Raw genomic sequence first — 17,984 nt, 5'->3', positions numbered from 1 at the left:
GAATGCACGTCTCAGGCCACGGATCCGCGTCGAATCCGGCGGCTGATTCGCTCGTGGATCCGCGTCGATCGCGTCATTCTGAGAAGGCCGGCGCCCGCGCGCCGCGACGCCGGCCGTCACTTCCACTGACACGGATCGGCGGCCGCCGGATGCGGTAGACTCCCGCCCATGCGTATCGGCGTCCTCATCCCGACCCGCGGCGCGGTGATGGAGTCGGCCCGGCGGCCGCCCGTGGAGACCTGCTGGACCATGGCCCGGCGGGCCGACCAGGCCGGCTACGACGCGGTCTGGGTCGGCGATAGCATCGTGGCGAAGCCGCGGCTCGACGCGGTGACGACGCTGGCCTATCTGGCCGGGATCACCACGCGCGTGCGTCTCGGCACGGCGGTCCTGTTGCCCGCGCTGCGCCACCCGGTGGTGCTGGCGCAGCAGATCGCCAACATCGATCAGATCTCTCAGGGGCGGCTCCTGCTCGGACTGGGGGTCGGCTGGAGCCTGCCGAGCGCCGAGCGCGAATGGGCCGCGTGCGGGGCCAACCACAAGGCGCGCGTGCGCCGGCTCGAGGAGCATATCGACATCTGGCGCCGGCTCTGGACCGGCGAGCCGGTGACGCATCAGGGCTCCGATCTGGACCTGGTGGATCACACGATCGGCCCGTTGCCGTGGCGGAGCGAGGGCCCGCCGATCCTGATCACCGCGGGCAACCGGGGCGAGCTGCTGCCCGCGCAGTTCGAGCGCTTCGGGCGGCTGGGCGACGGCATCATCACGACCTACGTGAACTTCGAGGAGATCCCGGTCATCCGCGAGCGGGCGCGGGAGGCGCTGGCGCGGCATGGGCGGCCTCGCGCGGACTTCCCGCTGGTCGTGTACACCACCGTGCGTCTGGACGACGACGTGGCCACCGCCCAGCGCGTGACCACGGACTTCCTGGCCACCTACTACGGCGGCGGCGTGCACGAGCGCGGCGCGATGGGGCTCGGCCCGGCGGCGGTGGTGCTCGACGTGATGGCTCGCTACGCGGCAGTCGGGGTGACCGACCTGTGCATCCGCTTCATCGGCAACGATCAGCTGGCGCAGCTGGAGCGCTTCACCCGCGAGGTGCTACCGCACGTCAAGTAACCCGCGGCGGCGTCACCCTCTCCCTCGGGGGGAAGGCGGCGGCGGTCACCCTCTGCCCCGGGGGAGACGGCGGCCGCAGTCACCCTTTCCCCTTCGGGGACAGGGCAGGGTGAGGGGGCGCGGCGCCCACTCGAGGAGGCAGGCATGACCGAATTTCCCAGGCTCACGTACGAGGCGCTGACGGTGGGCGAGCAGTTCGTGTCCGACACGCACCTGGTCACGCCGGAAGACATCGAGGCCTATGCCTTCGCGGTGGACGACCACCATCCCTGGTTCACCGAAGACTCGCCCTTCGGGGGCCCGGTCGCGCATCCGACCCTGATGGCCAACCAGGCGCTCCACCTGCGCCACAGCAAGTACATCGTGCACGCCGGGCTGCACGCCAGGATGGAGTTCAACTTCCTCGAGCCGATGCGGCCGGGCATGCGGGTGCGCTCGCGTGGGACCGTCGTCGACAAGTACGAGCGCCGCGGGCGGCAGTACATGGTCACCGAGTACGTCACCGAGGACGAGCACGGCACGCCGCTCGTGCGCGGGCAGTTCACCCAGATGCTGATCCCGGAGGGCACCCGTCATGCCGGTCGCTGATGCGGTCGGGGTCGGGCAGGAGCTGCCGTCGCTCGTGAAGGAGATGTCGCAGCGGCGGATCGACGTCTACTCGGGCGTGCGGCCGCGCTCGATCCACACCGACGAGGCGTGGGCGCACCAGAAGGGCTTCCGCACCACCCTGGCGCAGGGCATGATGTCGACCGCCTTCGCCTCCGAGATGATGACGCGGCTCCTGGGCGAAGGCTTCGTCCGGGGCGGCACGCTGTCGATGGCCTTCATCAAGCCGGTGTACGCGGGCGACCGCCTGACCGTGCGCGGCGTGGTGAAGGAGACGCGGCCCGAGGGCGGGCGCACGCGCGTCGTCGTCGAGGTGTGGTGCGAGAACCAGCACGGCGAGAAGACGGCGGTCGGCACCGCCTCGGGCCTGATCCCCGCGTAGGCTCCCTCTTCCCCCGGGGAGAGGGCAGGGTGAGGGGCGGTGCAAGATGAGGGGCGATTCTAGATCGCCAGCACGTTCCGCCCGACGGGCCGCCCCTCGCGCAGCGCGGTGAAGGCCTCTTCGATCGCGTCCAGCGCGATCACGCGGTCCACGATCGGCTTGATGCGGCCGCGGCCCACCAGCTCCATCGTCTCCTGCAGCTCCTGCTTGGTGTTGGCGCGCGAGCCGACGATCTCCAGCTCGTTGCGCACCAGCTCGTGCGGCATCACCGGCAGCGGCAGCCCGGGCGTGTAGCCGACGAAGACCAGCCGCCCGGCCCGCTTCACGCTCGCGTAGCTCGAGGGCAGGGTTTGCGGGCTCGCGACGAGCTCCAGCACCACGTCCACCCCCTGGCCGCCGGTCAGCCGGCGCACCGTGTCGTGGAAGGGCCCGCTGCGCGCGTCCACCAGCGCGTCGGCGCCGAGGCTCCGTGCCATCTCGAGGCGCGCGTCGTTGACGTCGATCGCGATCACCCAGCCGCCGGCCAGCTTGGCCATCTGGAGCGCGTGCAGGCCCACGCCGCCCACGCCGATCAGGGCCAGGGTGGTGCCCGGCCGTACCTGCGCGCGCCGGGTGATCGCGTGGTATGACGTCGCGACCGCGTCGCCCAGGATGCACGCCGACTCCAGCGAGACGTGGTCGGGCACCTTGCAGAGATTGACGCCGGGAGTCTTGACGTACTCCGCGAAGCCGCCGTCGATGCTGAAGCCGTGCTGCCGCACCTCGGGACAGAGGGTGTCACGGCCCACCCGGCAGAACTGGCAGCGGCCGCAGGTCACGTAGAAGTTCACGACCACGCGATCGCCCGGCGCGAAGCCGCGCACCTCGCTGCCGACCTCGGCGACCTCGCCCGCGATCTCGTGGCCCATGATCAGCGGGATCACGCCGAGCCCCATCCGTCCGCCGCGGATCTTCACGTCGGTCCCGCAGACGCCGACGTTGCGCACCCGGACCAGCGTCTCGTGCGGGCCGATCGCGGGGGTGGGGACGTCGCGGGCCACGAAGGGGCCGTCGAAGGTGTCCAGGACGAGGGCGCGCATGCTCGCGGGGTCCGCGGCGAGGATGTATCAGGCGAGGTGGTGCGGTCAAGGAGTAGGCTGGGGGCCATGGCGTGGGCGGTGACGACGGCGGCTCGGATGGAGGCGGCGGAGCGGGCGATCGGGCTGGCCGCGGCGCTGCTGGCCGAGGCGCGGGCCGGACAGACCGCCGAGGAGCGGGCGCGCGCCGAGCGCCTCGCGCGGCTCATGGACGACCCACGCGGCAAGGAGCTGACGATCGCGCTCACCGACCAGTGCTTCCGTAGCCGGCGCCCCGAGCGCATCGCCGACCAGCTCCACTACCTGCTCGAGCGTTATGGCGCGCCGCGTTTCATGGAGTGGTGGGAGCGCATCGGCCTCACGCTCGGCGCGCTCATGGGCCAGTACCTGCCGAGCCTCGTGGTGCCGCCGATCGTGGCGCGGCTCCGCCACGAGACCGAGGCGCTGATCCTGCCCGCCGAGGACGAGGACCTGCGCCGCTACCTGGCCGAGCGGCGCGCCGCGGGCATCCGGCTCAACTTGAACCAGCTGGGCGAGGCGATCCTGGGGGAAGCCGAGGCGGCGCGGCGGCTCCACGCCTACCTGGCGCTGCTGGCGCGCGACGACGTCGAGTACATCTCGGTGAAGATCTCGTCGGTGTCGAGCCAGATCGACCTGACCGCGTTCCGGCACACCGTGGACGTGGTGAAGGAGCGGCTGCGCGCGCTGTATCGCGAGGCGCTGCGCCATCGGTATCGGCATCCGGACGGCCGGGTGACGCCCAAGTTCGTCAACCTGGACATGGAGGAGTATCGCGACCTCGACATCACCGTCGCCGCCTTCCGCGAGGTGCTGGACGAGCCCGAGTTCCTGACGCTGCCCGCCGGCATCGTGCTGCAGGCGTATCTGCCCGAGTCGCACGGCGTGCAGCGGGCGCTGGTCGCGTGGGCCACCGCGCGGTGCGAGCGCGGCGGGGCACCCATCAAGCTGCGCGTCGTGAAGGGCGCGAACCTCGCGATGGAGCGCATCGAGGCCGATCTGCACGGCTGGCCGCAGGCGCCCTACACGACGAAGCGGGAGGTCGACGCGAACTTCAAGCGCATGATCGAGTACGGCTGCCGGCGCGAGCATGCCGCCGCGGTCCATGTCGGCATCGCCAGCCACAACCTGTTCGACGTGGCGTACGCCATGGTGCTGCGCGAAGCGGCCGGGGTCGAGGCCTGGACGGAGTTCGAGATGCTCGAGGGCATGGCCAACCACCAGGCGCGCGCGGTGCAGGCGCGGGCCGGCGGCCTGCTGCTCTACGCCCCCGTGGTGCGCGCCGAGGACTTCCACAGCGCCATCGCCTACCTCGTCCGCCGCCTCGACGAGAACACCGCGCCCGACAACTTCCTCCGCCACGTCTTCGGCCTCGAGCCCGGCTCCCCCGAATGGACCCTCGAGCGCGAGCGTTTCCTGGATGGGGTCAGGTCTTGCAATACGACATTTTCGGATGGCGGTGTGCTCTCGACGTCTCGAAATGTCGCGAGGCGAGGCCTGACCGTCACGACAAATGTCGTATTGCAAGACCTGACCCCGTTCGGTAATGCGCCGGATACGGACTGGCGGGTGGCGGAGAATCGCGAGGGGATGACGCGGGTGCGGGCGGACTGGCGGGAGCGGGCGGGGGAGATCGTGCCGCTACAGATTGCGGGTGAGGTGGTCGCGGGCGCGGGTGAGGTCGAAGGGCGCGATCGATCGCGGCCGGAGCGCGTGGCCTACCGGCACGCGCTGGCGGATCGGGCGCAGGTGGGACGCGCGCTCGATGCCGCGCGGGTGGCGCAGGCGGCGTGGGCGGCCCGGCCGGCCGCGGAGCGGCGCGGCCTGATCGACGGCGCCGCGGGCGTGCTGGCCCGGCGGCGGGGCGACCTCATCGGCGCGATGATCGTCGACTCGGCCAAGACGGTGACCGAGGCGGATCCCGAGGTCTCCGAGGCGATCGACTTCGCCCGCTACTACGCGCGCGCGCTCGGCGCGGGGGACACGGTGGACGGCTGCCGGATGGAGCCGCTCGGCGTGGTCCTGGTCGCGCCGCCGTGGAACTTCCCGCTCTCGATCCCGGCCGGCGGCGTGCTGGCCGCCCTGGCCGCCGGCAACGCGGTGCTACTCAAGCCCGCGCCCGAGGCGGTGCTGGTCGGCTGGCACCTCGCGACCGCGCTGTGGGAGGCCGGCATCCCGCGCGCGCTGCTGCAGTTCGTGCCGTGTCCCGACGACGACGTGGGCCGCGGCCTGGTGACCGACCCGCGCATCGACGGCGTGATCCTGACCGGCTCGGTGGAGACCGCGCGCCGCTTCCTCGAATGGCGGCCCGACCTGCGGCTCTTCGCGGAGACCAGCGGCAAGAACGCGATGATCGTCACCGCGCTGGCCGACCGCGACCAGGCGATTCGCGATCTGGTGCGCTCCGCCTTCGGCCACGATGGGCAGAAGTGCTCGGCCGCGAGCCTGGCGATCTGCGAGGCCGAGGTCTACGACGACGCCACGTTCCGCCGCCAGCTTCGTGACGCGGCCTCGAGCCTCGCGGTGGGCAGCGCGTGGGAGCCGGCGAGCCGCATCACCCCGCTCACCCAGCCGCCCGGCCGGGCGCTGACCCGCGCGCTCACGACCCTGGACGAGGATGAGGAGTGGCTGCTCGAGCCGCGCCGGCTCGACGGCGAGGCGCCGCTCTGGTCGCCGGGCATCAAGCTGGGCGTGCGCCGCGGCTCCTTCTTCCATCGCACCGAGTGCTTCGGCCCGGTGCTGGGCCTCATGCGGGCGACCGATCTCGACGACGCCATCATTCTGGCCAACGACCAGCCGTTCGGGCTGACGAGCGGGCTGCAGTCGCTCGACGATCGCGAGGTCGCCCGCTGGCTGGACCGGATCGAGGCCGGGAATCTCTACGTGAATCGCTCGATCACCGGCGCCGTCGTGGGCCGCCAACCCTTCGGCGGCTGGAAGGCGTCGTCGGTGGGCCCGGGCGCCAAGGCCGGCGGGCCGAATTACGTGCTGCAGCTCGGGCAGTGGCGACCGCACGCGCGGCCGTCCGAGAGCGCCCCGCTGTCGCCGGAGGTCGAGGCGCGGCTCGCGCGCGGTCTCGACGCCCTGGCCGACGAGGAATCGCGCGCGATGCTGCGGGCCAGCGCGGCCAGCTACGCGGCGGCCTGGCGCGATCACTTCGGGCGCGAGCACGAGCCGATTCCGCTGCTGGGCGAGCGCAATGTCTTCCGCTATCGCGCCTGCCGGCGCATCGTCGTGCGCGCCGAGATCGCGACGCCGGCGGGTCGGCTGGCGCTCGCGCAGGTCCTGGTCGCGGCGCGGACCTGCGGCGTGCCCGTCGAGATCAGCGTGGCCGGCGGTCGGCTCGATTCGTGGGTCGGGGGCGAGGATGATCCGACCGGAACGATCGAGAGCGAAGCCGAGCTGGCCACCCGCCTCGCCTCCGCGACGATCGAGCGGCTCCGCGCGCTGACGCCGCTGACATCGGCGACGCGGGCCGCCGCCCACGCCGCGAGCGTGACGGTGCGGGATGGGCCGGTGCTGGGCGCGGGCCGGCTCGAGCTGCGCGCCTATCTCCGGGAGCAGACGGTCTCCCGCGTCGTGCACCGCTACGGCACCGTGATGGAGCCCGCGGAGGGATCGTGGCCGCTCGCGTGACGGGCCCGCCGCGGCTCATCTCGCGCCTGCTCGATCCGGCGGTCTATCCGCATCCGGTGGGCCGCGTCGAGCTGATCGAGACCCACATCTCCTGGGTGCTCCTGGCCGGCGAGCGCGTGTACAAGATCAAGAAGCCGGTGAACCTCGGCTTCCTCGACTTCACCACGCTGGCCCGCCGCCGCCGCTTCTGCCACGACGAGGTGCGGCTCAACCGGCGGCTCACCACCGACGTCTACCTCGACGTGATCACGGTCACCGGCAGTCCGTCGGTCCCGCGGCTCGGCGGCCCGGGGCGGGCGATCGAGGTCGCGGTGCTCATGCGTCGCCTGCCCGCCGAACGCATGCTCGACCAGCTGGTGGGCGAGAATGCCGCCCCGCCCGAGCTGCTCGAGGACATCGGCCGCATGGTCGCCCGCTTCCACGACGCCGCCGACACCGGCGGGGAGATCGACCGGCTCGGCGGCATCGAAACCATCCGCGGCAACTGGGAGGAGAACTTCGCCCAGACCGAGGCCCTGGAGTCGGACGTGCTGCCGGAGGAGATCCGCCGATCGGTGAAGGAGTACGTGAACGCGATGCTGAAGGGCGAGGCGGATCGCTTCGCCGCGCGCGTGGCGGCCGGCCGCAGCCGTGATTGCCACGGCGATCTGCAGGCGCAGCACGTCTGCTGCGTCGAGCCGCTACAGATCTTCGACTGCATCGAGTTCAACCATCGCTTCCGCTTCGGCGACGTCTCGAGCGAGATCGCGTTCCTGGCCATGGACCTCGAGCGGCTGGGGCGCCCGGATCTGGCTACCCGCTTTCTCAACGCCTATCTCGACGAGAGCGGCGACTACGAAGCGGTGCCGTTGCTCGATTTCTACCGCGCCTATCGGGCGTGGGTGCGCGCCAAGGTGTTGAGCTTCCATGGCCCCGAGCAGGCGGCGGAGGCGCGGGCGCGGTTCGAGCTGGCCGGACGCTTCGTGCGGCCGCACCGTGACGTGCGCCTGATGCTGACCACCGGCGTGATGGGCAGCGGCAAGAGCACGGTGGCGCGCCGGACCGCCGCGCGCATCGGCGCGATCGTCGTCCGGACCGACGCGGTCCGGAAGCGGCTGGCCGGCGTGCCGCTCCGCGAGCGCGTCGACGCCGGCTTCGGCGAGGGCGTCTACGGCGCGGCGATGAGCCAGCGGACGTACCGAGAGGCCGGGCGGCTGGGGGAGCTCCTGCTCCGGGCGGGCTGGCCGGTGATCCTCGACGGCAGCTTCTCCCGCGCCGCCGAGCGCGACGAGGCTCGCGCGGTGGCCGAGCATCTCGGCGTGCCCACCGCGGTGCTCTGGTGCGACGCGCCCGAGGCGGTGCTCGCCGAGCGCCTCCGGCAGCGAGGGCGGGCCGGCGGCGAGGTCTCGGACGGCCGCGAGGAGCTACTGGCCGAGCACCGCGCCCGCTACGAGTCGCCGGAGGGCGAGCCGAACGTGATCCGCCTCGACACGACCGGTGACGCCGACCCCGAGAATGGCTTGCCAGATCCTGAATAATATCACTCGTTGGCTCGTCTCATGCATGTGGACCGACGCGAAGCCGCGGACGACATCGAGCAACAACTCCGGGAGCGCTGGATGTGTCCACGCTGCAGCAATTCTACCTATCGGGTCCTACTGCGCCTGCATGAGTATCTGTGCTGGGTCCGTCACCCGCACCTGATGAACTAGCGCGTGGGCAGGACCAGCTCGCGCGCCACCCCGCGCAGGTCCATCTCGTACTCGAGCCCCTGGATGGGCGGCCGGCTCGGATACCAGCGCACGCCGTGGATCGCCGCAGGGCCTGCGGGTCGGAGAATCTCGCCGGCGAGGAATTCGTGGATGGGGTGCGCGGTGTAGATGTCGATCGCGGTGACGCGGCTCCAGTCTCCGCCCAGCGTGCGCAGTCGCTCCTGCATCGTGGCCATCACGAAGCGCGCCTTCTCCCGCATCGCCCCCGGTGAGGTGTCGCCGTGGCGGATGATGCCCTCGGGTCCCTGCGCGCGGTCGGCCAGCTCGCCCGCCCCGGCGACGATGAAGGTCGGGGCGGGGGTGTGGCCGGAGACCGTGTAGGCGAACGCGTAGAGCGACGGCTCGGCGGGGGCCGCGGCGACCGGGCACACGTTGGTGCGGGGGATCGGGTTGTCGTCGCCGACCAGGATCTTCCACTCGGCCAGGAGCGCGCGGTAGCCGTCGTTGAACTGCCCGAAGCCGTCGAAGGTGAACGGCGTCGGGCTCCGCAGCTCGATACCGCAGAGCGCCGTGCGCGGGCGCCGCTGCTCGGTGAGGTGCCGATCGATCCGGGCGAACCCGTCGCGCCAGGGCACGGGGGACGCCAGGGTGACGTGGACGATCTCGTGGCCGTCCACGGCCACCGTGCCGCAGGAGAACGCGCTGATGCCGGGCATGTAGCGGTAGCCGCCGGTCGGATGGTCGCGGAGCATGGCGACCATCTTACCTTCTTCCCTCGTGGCTCCTCCAGCCCTCGAGGGATGGACGGAGCGCTCGAGCCGCCCACGTCTTGACCTCCTCGGGGACCGGCTGCTAGGCTGCGGCCCGGATCGCAGCCGCCGGCATCCTCCTCAAAGGAGATGAGCATGATGCGACCGCTCGTGCGGATCTCTCTGATCGTCGCGCTGGCCCTGGTGGTCATGGCGGGAGGCTCGGCCCGCGCCGACGACCCGTATCCCACGCGGCCGGTCACCATCGTCGTCGCGTTCCCGCCGGGCGGCGTCGCCGACAACACCGCGCGGCCGGTGGCCGCTGCACTCGAGCGCATCCTGAAGCAGCCGGTGACGGTGCTGAACAAGTCCGGGGCCGCCGGCGCGGTCGGCTACCAGACCGCGGCCACCGCCAAGCCCGACGGCTACACCGCGCTGATGGCGCTGGTCAGCGTCTCGGTGCTGCCCGAGGTGGACAAGCTCTTCGGCCGGCCGCAGAACTACACCCGCGAGCAGTTCACCGGCATCGCCCGCATCAACGCCGATCCCTCGATGCTGGTGGTGCGGGCCGACACGCCCTGGAAGACGTTGAAAGACCTGGTCGACGACGCCAAGCAGCGGCCGAACGAGATCGTCTTCACGTCGTCCGGCCTCTACGGCACCGCGCACATCCCGATGGAGATGTTCATGCTCGCCTCGGGCATCAAGCTGCGCCACTTGCCGACCACCGGCGGTGGCCCGATGATGAACGCGATCCTGGGCGGCCACGCCCAGGCCGTGATGACGCCGGTGAGCCTGGCCGCCGCGCACGTGAAGGCGGGCAAGCTGCGCCTGCTCGCGCAGACCGGCACCGGGCCGGTGGCCGCGTACCCCGAGGTGCCCACGTTCAAGTCGCAGGGCTACGACGTGGAGTACACTGCGTGGGCCGGGCTGGTGGTGCCGAAGGACACGCCGCCGGGCGTGATCAAGATCCTGCGCGAGGCCACCCGGCAGGCGGTGAAGGAGCCCGAGGTCATCACCTCGCACGCGAAGCTCGAGACCCCCATCGCCTACATGGACGCCGACGAGTTCAATCCGTGGTGGGCCAAGGACGCGGCGCGCCTGGCCCAGGTGGTGAAGCAGATCGGCAAGGTCGAGTGATCCGGGCAGGGGCGCGCGCCGCGCGATGACGATCGATCGCGTCGCGGGCCTGGCCCTCGTCCTGGTCGGCCTGGTGGCCGTCGAGGAGAGCCGCGCCTTTCCGTTCGGTACGCTGCATCGGCCCGGCCCCGCCTTCATGCCGATGCTGCTGGCCGGCCTCCTGATCGGGCTCGGGGGCGTGGTGTTCCTGATGGGCGGCCGCGCCCGGCGCCTCGCCGAGGTCGGCTGGCACGAGTGGCGGCACGCGATGGCCATCTTCGGGGCGTGCGCCTTCGCGGCATGGGGCCTCGAGCGAATCGGGTACCGGATCACCATCGCGGTGGTGGTGGCCTTCCTGCTGCTCGTGGTCGAGCGCAAGGGCCTCGCGTTCAGCCTCGCGCTCACCGCGGTCATGGCCTGGGGCTCGTTCTTCCTGTTCGACACGCTCCTCCGTGTGCCGCTGCCCCGCGGTCCCTTCGGCATCTGAGCCGTGCTCGAGACGCTGCAGAACCTGGGCCTGGGCTTCCAGGTCGCGCTCGCCCCCGGCGTGCTCTGGTACGGCTTCATCGGCTGCCTGGTCGGGACGCTGGTCGGCGTGCTGCCCGGGGTGGGGCCGCTGGCCGGCATCAGCCTGCTGCTGCCCGCCACCTACGGGCTCGACGCGACGCGCGCGCTGGTCATGCTGGCCGGCATCTACTACGGAGCCATGTACGGCGGCTCCACCACCTCGATCCTCATGCGCATCCCGGGCGAGGCGGCCTCGGTGATGACGTGCATCGACGGGTACGCGATGGCCCGCAAGGGGCGCGCGGGGCCGGCGTTGACCATCGCGGCGGTCGGCTCCTACGTGGCGGGCACGGTGAGCGTGATCGCCCTGATGTTCCTGGCCCCGCCGCTGGCCTCCTTCGCGCTGCGCTTCGGGCCGCCGGAGTACTTCTCGCTGCTGCTGCTCGGGCTCCTCGTGCTCGCCTACATGAACTCGGGCTCGATGGTGAAGGGCCTGGCCATGGCCGCGCTCGGGCTGCTGCTCGGCATGATCGGCATCGACCAGATGTCGAGCTACTTCCGCTTCGCCTACGGCATCACCGAGCTGGGCGACGGCATCGGCGTCGTGCCGGTGGCGGTGGGCTTGTTCGGCCTGGCGGAGATTCTCTTGACCGCCGGGCAACCGAACCCGCCAGCAGTCATCCGCCCGAAGCTGCGCGACCTGCTGCCCTCGCGCGAGGAGTGGCGCGCGGCGCACCTGCCGATCTGGCGCGGCACCGGCATCGGCTTCTTCATCGGCATCATCCCCGGCTCGGCCCACGTCATCTCCACGTTCGTGTCCTACGCGATCGAGCGGAAGCTCTCGACGCGGCCCGAGCAGTTCGGCCAGGGGGCGGTGGCCGGGGTGGCGGGGCCCGAGTCGGCCAACAACGCGGCCACCTCGGGCGCCTTCGTGCCCATGCTGGCCCTCGGCGTGCCCGGCGTGCCGGTGGCCGCGCTGCTCCTGGCCGCGATGATGGTGCACGGGGTGACGCCGGGGCCGTTGCTGATCCAGCAGGACCCGCGGCTCTTCTGGGGCTTCATCGCCTCGATGTACGTGGGCAACGTCATCCTGCTGATCCTGAACCTGCCGCTGGTCGGGCTCTTCGTAAACCTGCTGCGCGTGCCGTACCCGCTGATGTACCCGATCATCCTCGTGTGCTCGATCCTCGGCGTCTACGCGGTGAACAGCAGCGCGGTGGACGTGTGGATCATGCTGGGCACCGGCGTGCTGGGCTACGTATTGCGCAAGCTCGACTTCGAGACCGCGCCGATCGTGCTGGGGCTCGTGCTGGCCCCGATGATGGAGCTGTCGCTACGCCAGTCGCTGGCCATGTCGGCCGGCAACTACACGGTGTTCGTGACGCGCCCGATCTCGGCGACGCTGCTGGCGGTGGGCGTGCTGCTCGTCGTCCTCGCCCTGCGCCCGCTCATCTCCCGCACCCTGGACTGGCGGGCCCGTCTCGCCGCCGAAACCGAAACCTGATCGGGGGTCAGGTCTTGCATTACGACATTTTCTGGTCGCCGCCGGGTCGGTGAGCGCTAGAAATGTCGTAATGCAAGACCTGACCCCGGAGCGCGTATGGCTGAGCATGCGGGGGTGGTGAGGCGGCGGGAGGACCCGCGGCTGGTGACCGGGATGGGGCAGTTCGTGGACGATCTGCGGGTGGTCGGGTGCCTGCACGCGGCGATGCTGCGCAGCCCGCACGCGCATGCGCGGGTCGTCGCGATCGACGTGGCGGCGGCGCGGCGGGCCCCCGGCGTGGCCGGCGTGTTCGTGGCCGACGACCTCGGGGCGGCGGGCGATCCCATGCCGATCTACGCGCCGCACCCCGCGCTGCCCGTGCCCTGCAAGATCCGCCCGCTCGCCCGCGACCGGGTGCGCTTCGTGGGCGAGCCGGTGGCGGTGGTCATCGCCGACGACGTGTACCGCGCCTACGACGCGCTCGACCTGATCCGCGTCGAGTACGACCCGCTGCCCGCGCTGGTGGATGTGGAGGCCGCGCTCGCCCCGGGCGCGCCGATCCTGCACGAGGCGATCGGCAGCAACGTGGTGGCGGAGTGGCGCCAGCAGGTGGGCGACGTGGACGCGGCGCTGCGCGGGGCGGCGATCACAGTGCGCACCCGCATCCGGCTGGCCCGCGGCGGCGCCCATCCGCTCGAGCCACGCGCCCTCATCGCGGAATGGAGCGGTGATCGCCTGACCGTCCGCGGCGCCGTCCAGATGGTGCATCGCCACCGCGCCGTGTTCGCGGGCCAGCTGGGCCTGCCCGAGGAGTCGGTGCGGGTGATCGCCCCGCCCGACGTCGGCGGCGGCTTCGGCACCAAGGGCATGTACTACCCCGAGTACCTCGTGGTGGCCGAGCTCGCGCGCCGCCTGGGCCGGCCGATCAAGTGGATCGAGACGCGGCGCGAGCACACCCTGGTGGCCTGCGTGGAGCGCGACCAGGTCCACGACGTGGAGATCGCGGCCACCCGCGACGGACGCCTGCTCGCCCTGCGCGACGACTTCCTCCACGAGATGGGCGCCTACACGATCTCCGGCCTGAACCTGCCACAGAACGCGATGATCCATTCGGTCGGCTCGTACGTGATCCCGAATCTCGACCTGCGCTTCCGCGGCGTGGTCACCACCACCACGCCGGTCGGCGCCTACCGCGGCGCTGGGCGGCCGTACGGCACCGGGGTGATCGAGCGGGCGATGGATGCGCTGGCCCGGGCGCTCCGGATGGATCCGGTCGAGCTGCGTCGCCGGAACCTGATCCCGCCGGACCGGCACCCCTACGCGACCGGCCTCACCACCGCGGGTCGCGGCCCGGTGGACTACGACAGCGGCGACTATCCCCGCTGCATGGCCCTGGCCCTCGAGGCCCTGGATCACGCGGCGGCGCGGCGCGAGCAGGCGCGGCTACGGGCGCAGGGCCGCTACCTCGGCGTCGGCGTGGTCAACTACGTCGAGGCCACCGCCACCGTGCCCAACGAGAGCGCGGTGGTGCGCGTCGGTGCCGACGGCACGGTGACCGTCATCAGCGGTGCGGCGCCGCAGGGGCAGGGGCACGCCACGATGTTCGCGCGGCTCGTGGGGCGTCAGCTCGGCGTCGATCCCGACGCGATCGAGGTGCTGACCGGCGACACCGCGTTGGTCGCCACCGGCGGCGGCACCTACGGCAGCCGGACCGCGGCCATCGGCGGCAGCGCGGCGCTGCTCGCCTCGCGTGCGGTGCTCGAGCGAGCCCGCCGCGTCGCCGCGCACCTGCTCGAGGCGGCCCCGGCGGACGTGGTCGTCGCCGAGGGCACGTTCTCGGTGCGCGGGCTGCCCAGTCGCGCGCTGACCTGGGCCGACGTGGCCGCGGCCGCCCATGCCGGTGGGGTGCCCGGCGAGGCGGCCGGCCTCGAGGACACGCAGGTCTTCGCGGTCTCGCAGTCGAGCTTCGCCAACGGCACCCACGCGGTGGTGCTGGAGGTGGATCCCGACACCGGCGCGGTGTCGATCCTGCGCTGGATCGTGGCGCACGACTGCGGCCACGTGCTGGAGCCGGGCATCGTGGACGGGCAGATCCACGGCGCGGTGGTGCAGGGGCTGCCCGACGCGCTCAACGTGCAGCTGGCCTACGACGAGGGCGGCCAGCGCCTGACCGCGACGCTGATGGACTACGTGCTGGCCACCGCGGCCGACGCGCCGCCGGTCTTCGAGCTGCGTCATCTGGAGTCGCCCACGCCGTTGAACCCGCTCGGGGCGAAGGGCGCCGGCGAAGGCGGCATCATGCCGGTGCACCCGCTGATCGCCCAGGCCATCGAGGACGCGCTGGCCCCGTTCGGCTGCGATCCCATCGAGCGGGTGCCGGTGACGCGCGCGGACATCCACGCCCTGGTGGCGGCGGCGCGGCAACGGAGTCGAGGCTAGAGGCGAGCTGGACGGAACCCGATCGAGCTACTTCGTCTCGGCCGCTGGTTCTGGGAAGTCGTCCTGCAGGGTTGCGCTGTTGGACGGGTTGAGGTCGAGCACCTTCACCTCGCTGGCCTTGAGCTCGACCCGCATGCGCCAAGTCGGCGTGCCGGCCACCCGGTTGGTGAGCTTGTAAGGGCCGGGGACGACATCGGGGAACTTGAAGGCACCGTTCTCGTCGGTCCTCAGATTGTAGCGTTCCCGTTGGGTCGGACTGTTCGGCTGCCCAACCAGGAAGAGCTGCTCCCGGCGCATCGGCTGTGGCGGTTTCCCGTTCTCCGCGAACACGGCCCGCCCCTCGAGGCTGGCGTTGCCCGGGGTGCGCTCCTTCTCCGGCCGATCCTGAATTGCCGCGGCATAGGTCACCAGGGGAAGGGCCCCGGCCCGACTGAGCCAGCGTCGAGATGCCTCTACCTCCGCTGCGTTCGGAGGCCCATACTGAAAGACCCACCTGAATTCCCGGATCGCGTCATCCCGCTGATCCAGGTAGGTGCTGGTCACGGCCAGCCCGTAGTGGAGTGCCATGTTGCCGGGCTCCTCGCCGAGCGCCTCTCGGTACAGCCGGGCCGCGTCGGCATGGCGACCCTCCGCGAGGGCCTGTGCCGCCAGCCCCGCCGTATCTTTGGCGGAGCTCGGCCGGGACGGCGGTGATGGAGACTGGCACCCGACGACCACCGCAAGAAGGACGAGCAGCGCGCAAGCGTTCGATCGGCTCATCTCAGGATCCAGCGACTTCCTTGTAGGTCCCGGGCGCGATGCTGAAGCCCTGGGGCAACTGTCCGCCCGGGTTCGAGGCATAGTTGCAGTTGTAGTTGACCTGCGCATTGCCGCCGGTATTCGTATCGATCGTTGTTGACGAGATGTCGCGGACGTTCTGGCTGAATACCGCGCCATCGATGTGGCCGTTGCCGGTACCCGTATAGGTCAGATCGTTCACCACGTAGACCAACCCGCGCAGCTCGACGTCCCCGGAGATCGACAGCCCGCCCGCGACGACGATCATTCCGCTGAATATGCCGCTGGCGTCCGCGGCGAAACCGCCGTGGATGTCGACGCTGGCAAAATCCGATGTCGCCGTGCAGCCGGCGCAGGCGGATCCGTCGGCGTTGTAATCGATGTTGTTGCCGGACACCGTGTCGATGAAGATGATACCGTTTGGCATCTTGTTGCCCGAGTTGAAGGTCAGACCCTGGACTCCCGCGCCCGAATAGTAGGTCCCGTTCTTCTTTGCATACGCCTTGAGAGTGTTCAGGTCCGCATTCTTGAGTATGTACGGGTCAAACGCGGTACCTGGTACGTCCGTCCGCTTGTCGGCGACCCCGCCGCCCATCCCGCTCAGCGTCTGGTTCTTGGTGTTGTTCCCGTCCGCTCCGTAGATCTCCGCCGAGCCCCCGGTATCCGTGGAATTCGCGCTCCACGTTCCGTCCTTGTTCCCGCAGCTGGTATCGCTGCGGGAGTCGATGTTCACGTTGCCGCCGGCATTGATCTGGCCCGCGACCGTCAGCGCTGCCGGCGGGGGAGATACTTTGAACAGGAACTTGGACACCGTCACCTGGATCTTCTGGTGGGCTTTGGCCGTGCTCCCCGTGTTCGTGGGCACCCAGCCGACGGCCACGATGGTCCGCTCGTTCGTCGCGGCTCCCGGGGTGACCGTCACGAACGCCAGGCCGATCTGCGTCCCACCGCTGTTGAGGATCGGGATCCCGGCGCTGCCGTCATATGGGGCCGGGGCCGTCCCCGGGAACGGGTCGGGGATCCCGTTGAAATCCGTCGGATTGTTGAGGGCCCAAATGGCGCGCTCCACGCCGGATTCGGCCACGGCTCGGGCCTGAGCGACCATTTTCTGGTTTGTGGCGATGACCGGCTCGGAGGCCGCCAGCAGGGCGAACGCGATCACGAGCGTGGAGAGAACGAGCAAGGCCAACAGTGACATCGGGAGCGCGATCCCACGCTCGTCTCGGAGGAGCTTCAGAGTCCTACTGTAGATAGGCACGCCTGCTCTCCTTGTGCTACGGGATGTTTCTCAGTTGCACCAGCGACTCCATGATGGCACGCTGGTTTCCCGGTGAAGCGGTACCTACCTGGTCCTCGGTACCCGTCACGAGCTGGATCCGGATCAACTTCACGCTGCTCGGCGCCGTCGTGCTGGTGCCGGTATTGGTGGCTCCATTCCACGCGGAGAAGTAGGTCATGCTCAGCGTCTGGACGCCTCCGATGAGCGGTGTAGTCGTGCCGGCCACCGTACGATTCAGAGTGGTGCCCGAGAGTTGGTACTGCTTGGTCACGCCATCTGCGTCCTGGAAGGTCAGATTCGTGGCGCTGGGGATCGCGGTGACGGATTTTGCCGATCGAAGCTCCCGAACCATGAGCTCGAGGGCGGACCGGTTGTTCTGCTGGACCTCGACCCGGTGGGCGCCGAACAGATAGGCTTCCTGCCCCCGCTGCTGCACCAGCACGACGCCGGCCAAAATCAATCCGAGGACGGCCGTCACCACAAGCAGCTCGGTCAGCGTGAACCCCCGTTCGTCCCTGAGCATGGCCCGCACGGGGATCATCTCTGGGCGATCTGCATGGTCACGCTGACCGGCCGTGTCCCGGAGACCGCATTCGACCCGGTGGCGCTGAGCGGCGTGTACGCGACGGTCACCGTGACCGTTCGCACCCCGGTGGCGCTCATGATCCCCGCGGCCGTGCAGGTCGGAGTCGTGGCTACACCTGTGATGCGCACCTGTCTCGAGTAGCGAGTGTAGGGCGCCGCGACCGGGTTCTCATCGGCGAAGGTCACGACCGCGGCCGGATCCTTCGGGGCGACCGTCGAGGAGGCCGAGACGCCGACCTTGTCGATGACCGTAGCCGCACCGGGGATGACCAGGCCGGTCGCAGGGTCTACCTGACACGTAGCACTCCACTGGGTGTTGCGTACTTGCTCGAGCCGTTGGTTCGCCAGGAAGGTCGCGGTCGAAGTCTGGCTTCCGTCCGCGGTCGCGTAGGTGGAGATGGGGATCGCCGAGAGCAGCGCCAGGAGGCCGATGGTGATGATCGGCAGCGCGACCAGCACCTCGGCCAGCGTCATACCGCGTTGATCTGAGACGAGCCGTCCCATTGTTGTATCTCCTG

The 17,984-nt window shown here is 70.7% G+C and carries 15 protein-coding genes; 9 read left to right on the top strand and 6 right to left on the bottom strand.

Annotated features, from left to right (window positions below):
• Positions 1–168: 168 nt before the first annotated feature.
• The 3 genes from VKN16_12150 to VKN16_12140 all read left to right on the top strand — a co-directional run bounded on the left by VKN16_12150 (position 169) and on the right by VKN16_12140 (position 2,107).
• A complete protein-coding gene (locus VKN16_12150) occupies positions 169–1,119 on the top strand; it encodes an LLM class flavin-dependent oxidoreductase (GenBank protein HME94959.1) in 951 nt (316 codons plus the stop codon).
• Between the two features lie 144 nt (positions 1,120–1,263).
• Complete coding sequence (locus VKN16_12145) at positions 1,264–1,707, top strand: MaoC family dehydratase (protein ID HME94958.1); 444 nt, start codon at positions 1,264–1,266, stop codon at positions 1,705–1,707.
• A complete protein-coding gene (locus VKN16_12140) occupies positions 1,694–2,107 on the top strand; it encodes a MaoC family dehydratase (protein ID HME94957.1) in 414 nt (137 codons plus the stop codon). The genes VKN16_12145 and VKN16_12140 overlap by 14 nt, the downstream gene beginning before the upstream one ends.
• Before the next feature lie 59 nt (positions 2,108–2,166).
• Here the strand turns inward: VKN16_12140 and VKN16_12135 are convergent, their stop codons facing one another.
• A complete protein-coding gene (locus tag VKN16_12135; GenBank protein HME94956.1) occupies positions 2,167–3,186 on the bottom strand; it encodes an alcohol dehydrogenase catalytic domain-containing protein in 1,020 nt (339 codons plus the stop codon).
• Positions 3,187–3,252: 66 nt separating this feature from the next.
• Here VKN16_12135 and VKN16_12130 point away from each other — a divergent pair, with 66 nt between their 5' ends.
• Together VKN16_12130 and VKN16_12125 are read left to right on the top strand one after the other, a co-directional pair.
• On the top strand, positions 3,253–6,837 hold the full coding sequence (locus VKN16_12130) for a proline dehydrogenase family protein (GenBank protein HME94955.1): 3,585 nt from the start codon (positions 3,253–3,255) through the stop codon (positions 6,835–6,837).
• The gene (locus VKN16_12125; GenBank protein ID HME94954.1) at positions 6,822–8,354 is read left to right on the top strand and encodes an AAA family ATPase; all 1,533 of its coding nucleotides are present in this window, start codon (positions 6,822–6,824) and stop codon (positions 8,352–8,354) included. Before VKN16_12130 ends, VKN16_12125 begins: the two co-directional genes overlap by 16 nt.
• A gap of 170 nt (positions 8,355–8,524) precedes the next feature.
• On the opposite strand, the gene VKN16_12120 is transcribed toward VKN16_12125, so the two are convergent.
• Entirely contained in the window at positions 8,525–9,289 is a 765-nt protein-coding gene (locus VKN16_12120) for a RidA family protein (protein ID HME94953.1), read from the bottom strand.
• Positions 9,290–9,433: 144 nt separating this feature from the next.
• On the opposite strand from VKN16_12120, the gene VKN16_12115 reads away from it, so the two are divergent.
• The 4 genes from VKN16_12115 to VKN16_12100 all read left to right on the top strand — a co-directional run bounded on the left by VKN16_12115 (position 9,434) and on the right by VKN16_12100 (position 14,825).
• Positions 9,434–10,417 (top strand): tripartite tricarboxylate transporter substrate binding protein, encoded by a 984-nt coding sequence (locus tag VKN16_12115; GenBank protein ID HME94952.1) that lies wholly within the window; start codon positions 9,434–9,436, stop codon positions 10,415–10,417.
• Between the two features lie 25 nt (positions 10,418–10,442).
• A complete protein-coding gene (locus VKN16_12110) occupies positions 10,443–10,883 on the top strand; it encodes a tripartite tricarboxylate transporter TctB family protein (GenBank protein ID HME94951.1) in 441 nt (146 codons plus the stop codon).
• A 3-nt stretch (positions 10,884–10,886) separates the two neighbouring features.
• Entirely contained in the window at positions 10,887–12,407 is a 1,521-nt protein-coding gene (locus VKN16_12105) for a tripartite tricarboxylate transporter permease (protein ID HME94950.1), read from the top strand.
• Between the two features lie 96 nt (positions 12,408–12,503).
• Positions 12,504–14,825 (top strand): xanthine dehydrogenase family protein molybdopterin-binding subunit, encoded by a 2,322-nt coding sequence (locus VKN16_12100; GenBank protein HME94949.1) that lies wholly within the window; start codon positions 12,504–12,506, stop codon positions 14,823–14,825.
• Positions 14,826–14,852: 27 nt separating this feature from the next.
• On the opposite strand, the gene VKN16_12095 is transcribed toward VKN16_12100, so the two are convergent.
• The 4 genes from VKN16_12095 to VKN16_12080 form a co-directional block, all read right to left on the bottom strand.
• Positions 14,853–15,584, bottom strand: coding sequence for a tetratricopeptide repeat protein (locus tag VKN16_12095; protein HME94948.1), 732 nt, complete (start codon positions 15,582–15,584; stop codon positions 14,853–14,855).
• A gap of 1 nt (position 15,585) precedes the next feature.
• Positions 15,586–16,800 carry a hypothetical protein gene (locus VKN16_12090; GenBank protein ID HME94947.1) on the bottom strand — a complete coding sequence of 405 codons (1,215 nt, stop codon included), beginning with the start codon at positions 16,798–16,800 and terminating at the stop codon, positions 15,586–15,588.
• Between the two features lie 76 nt (positions 16,801–16,876).
• The gene (locus VKN16_12085; GenBank protein ID HME94946.1) at positions 16,877–17,422 is read right to left on the bottom strand and encodes a prepilin-type N-terminal cleavage/methylation domain-containing protein; all 546 of its coding nucleotides are present in this window, start codon (positions 17,420–17,422) and stop codon (positions 16,877–16,879) included.
• Positions 17,419–17,970, bottom strand: a complete 552-nt coding sequence (locus VKN16_12080) for a prepilin-type N-terminal cleavage/methylation domain-containing protein (protein ID HME94945.1) — start codon at positions 17,968–17,970, stop codon at positions 17,419–17,421. Before VKN16_12080 ends, VKN16_12085 begins: the two co-directional genes overlap by 4 nt.
• Between the last annotated feature and the right edge of the window lie 14 nt (positions 17,971–17,984).

It is taken from the genome of Candidatus Methylomirabilota bacterium (assembly GCA_035315345.1).
Classification (GTDB): Bacteria; Methylomirabilota; Methylomirabilia; order Rokubacteriales; family CSP1-6; genus CAMLFJ01.
This window is presented reverse-complemented; position numbering and strand designations above follow the sequence as displayed.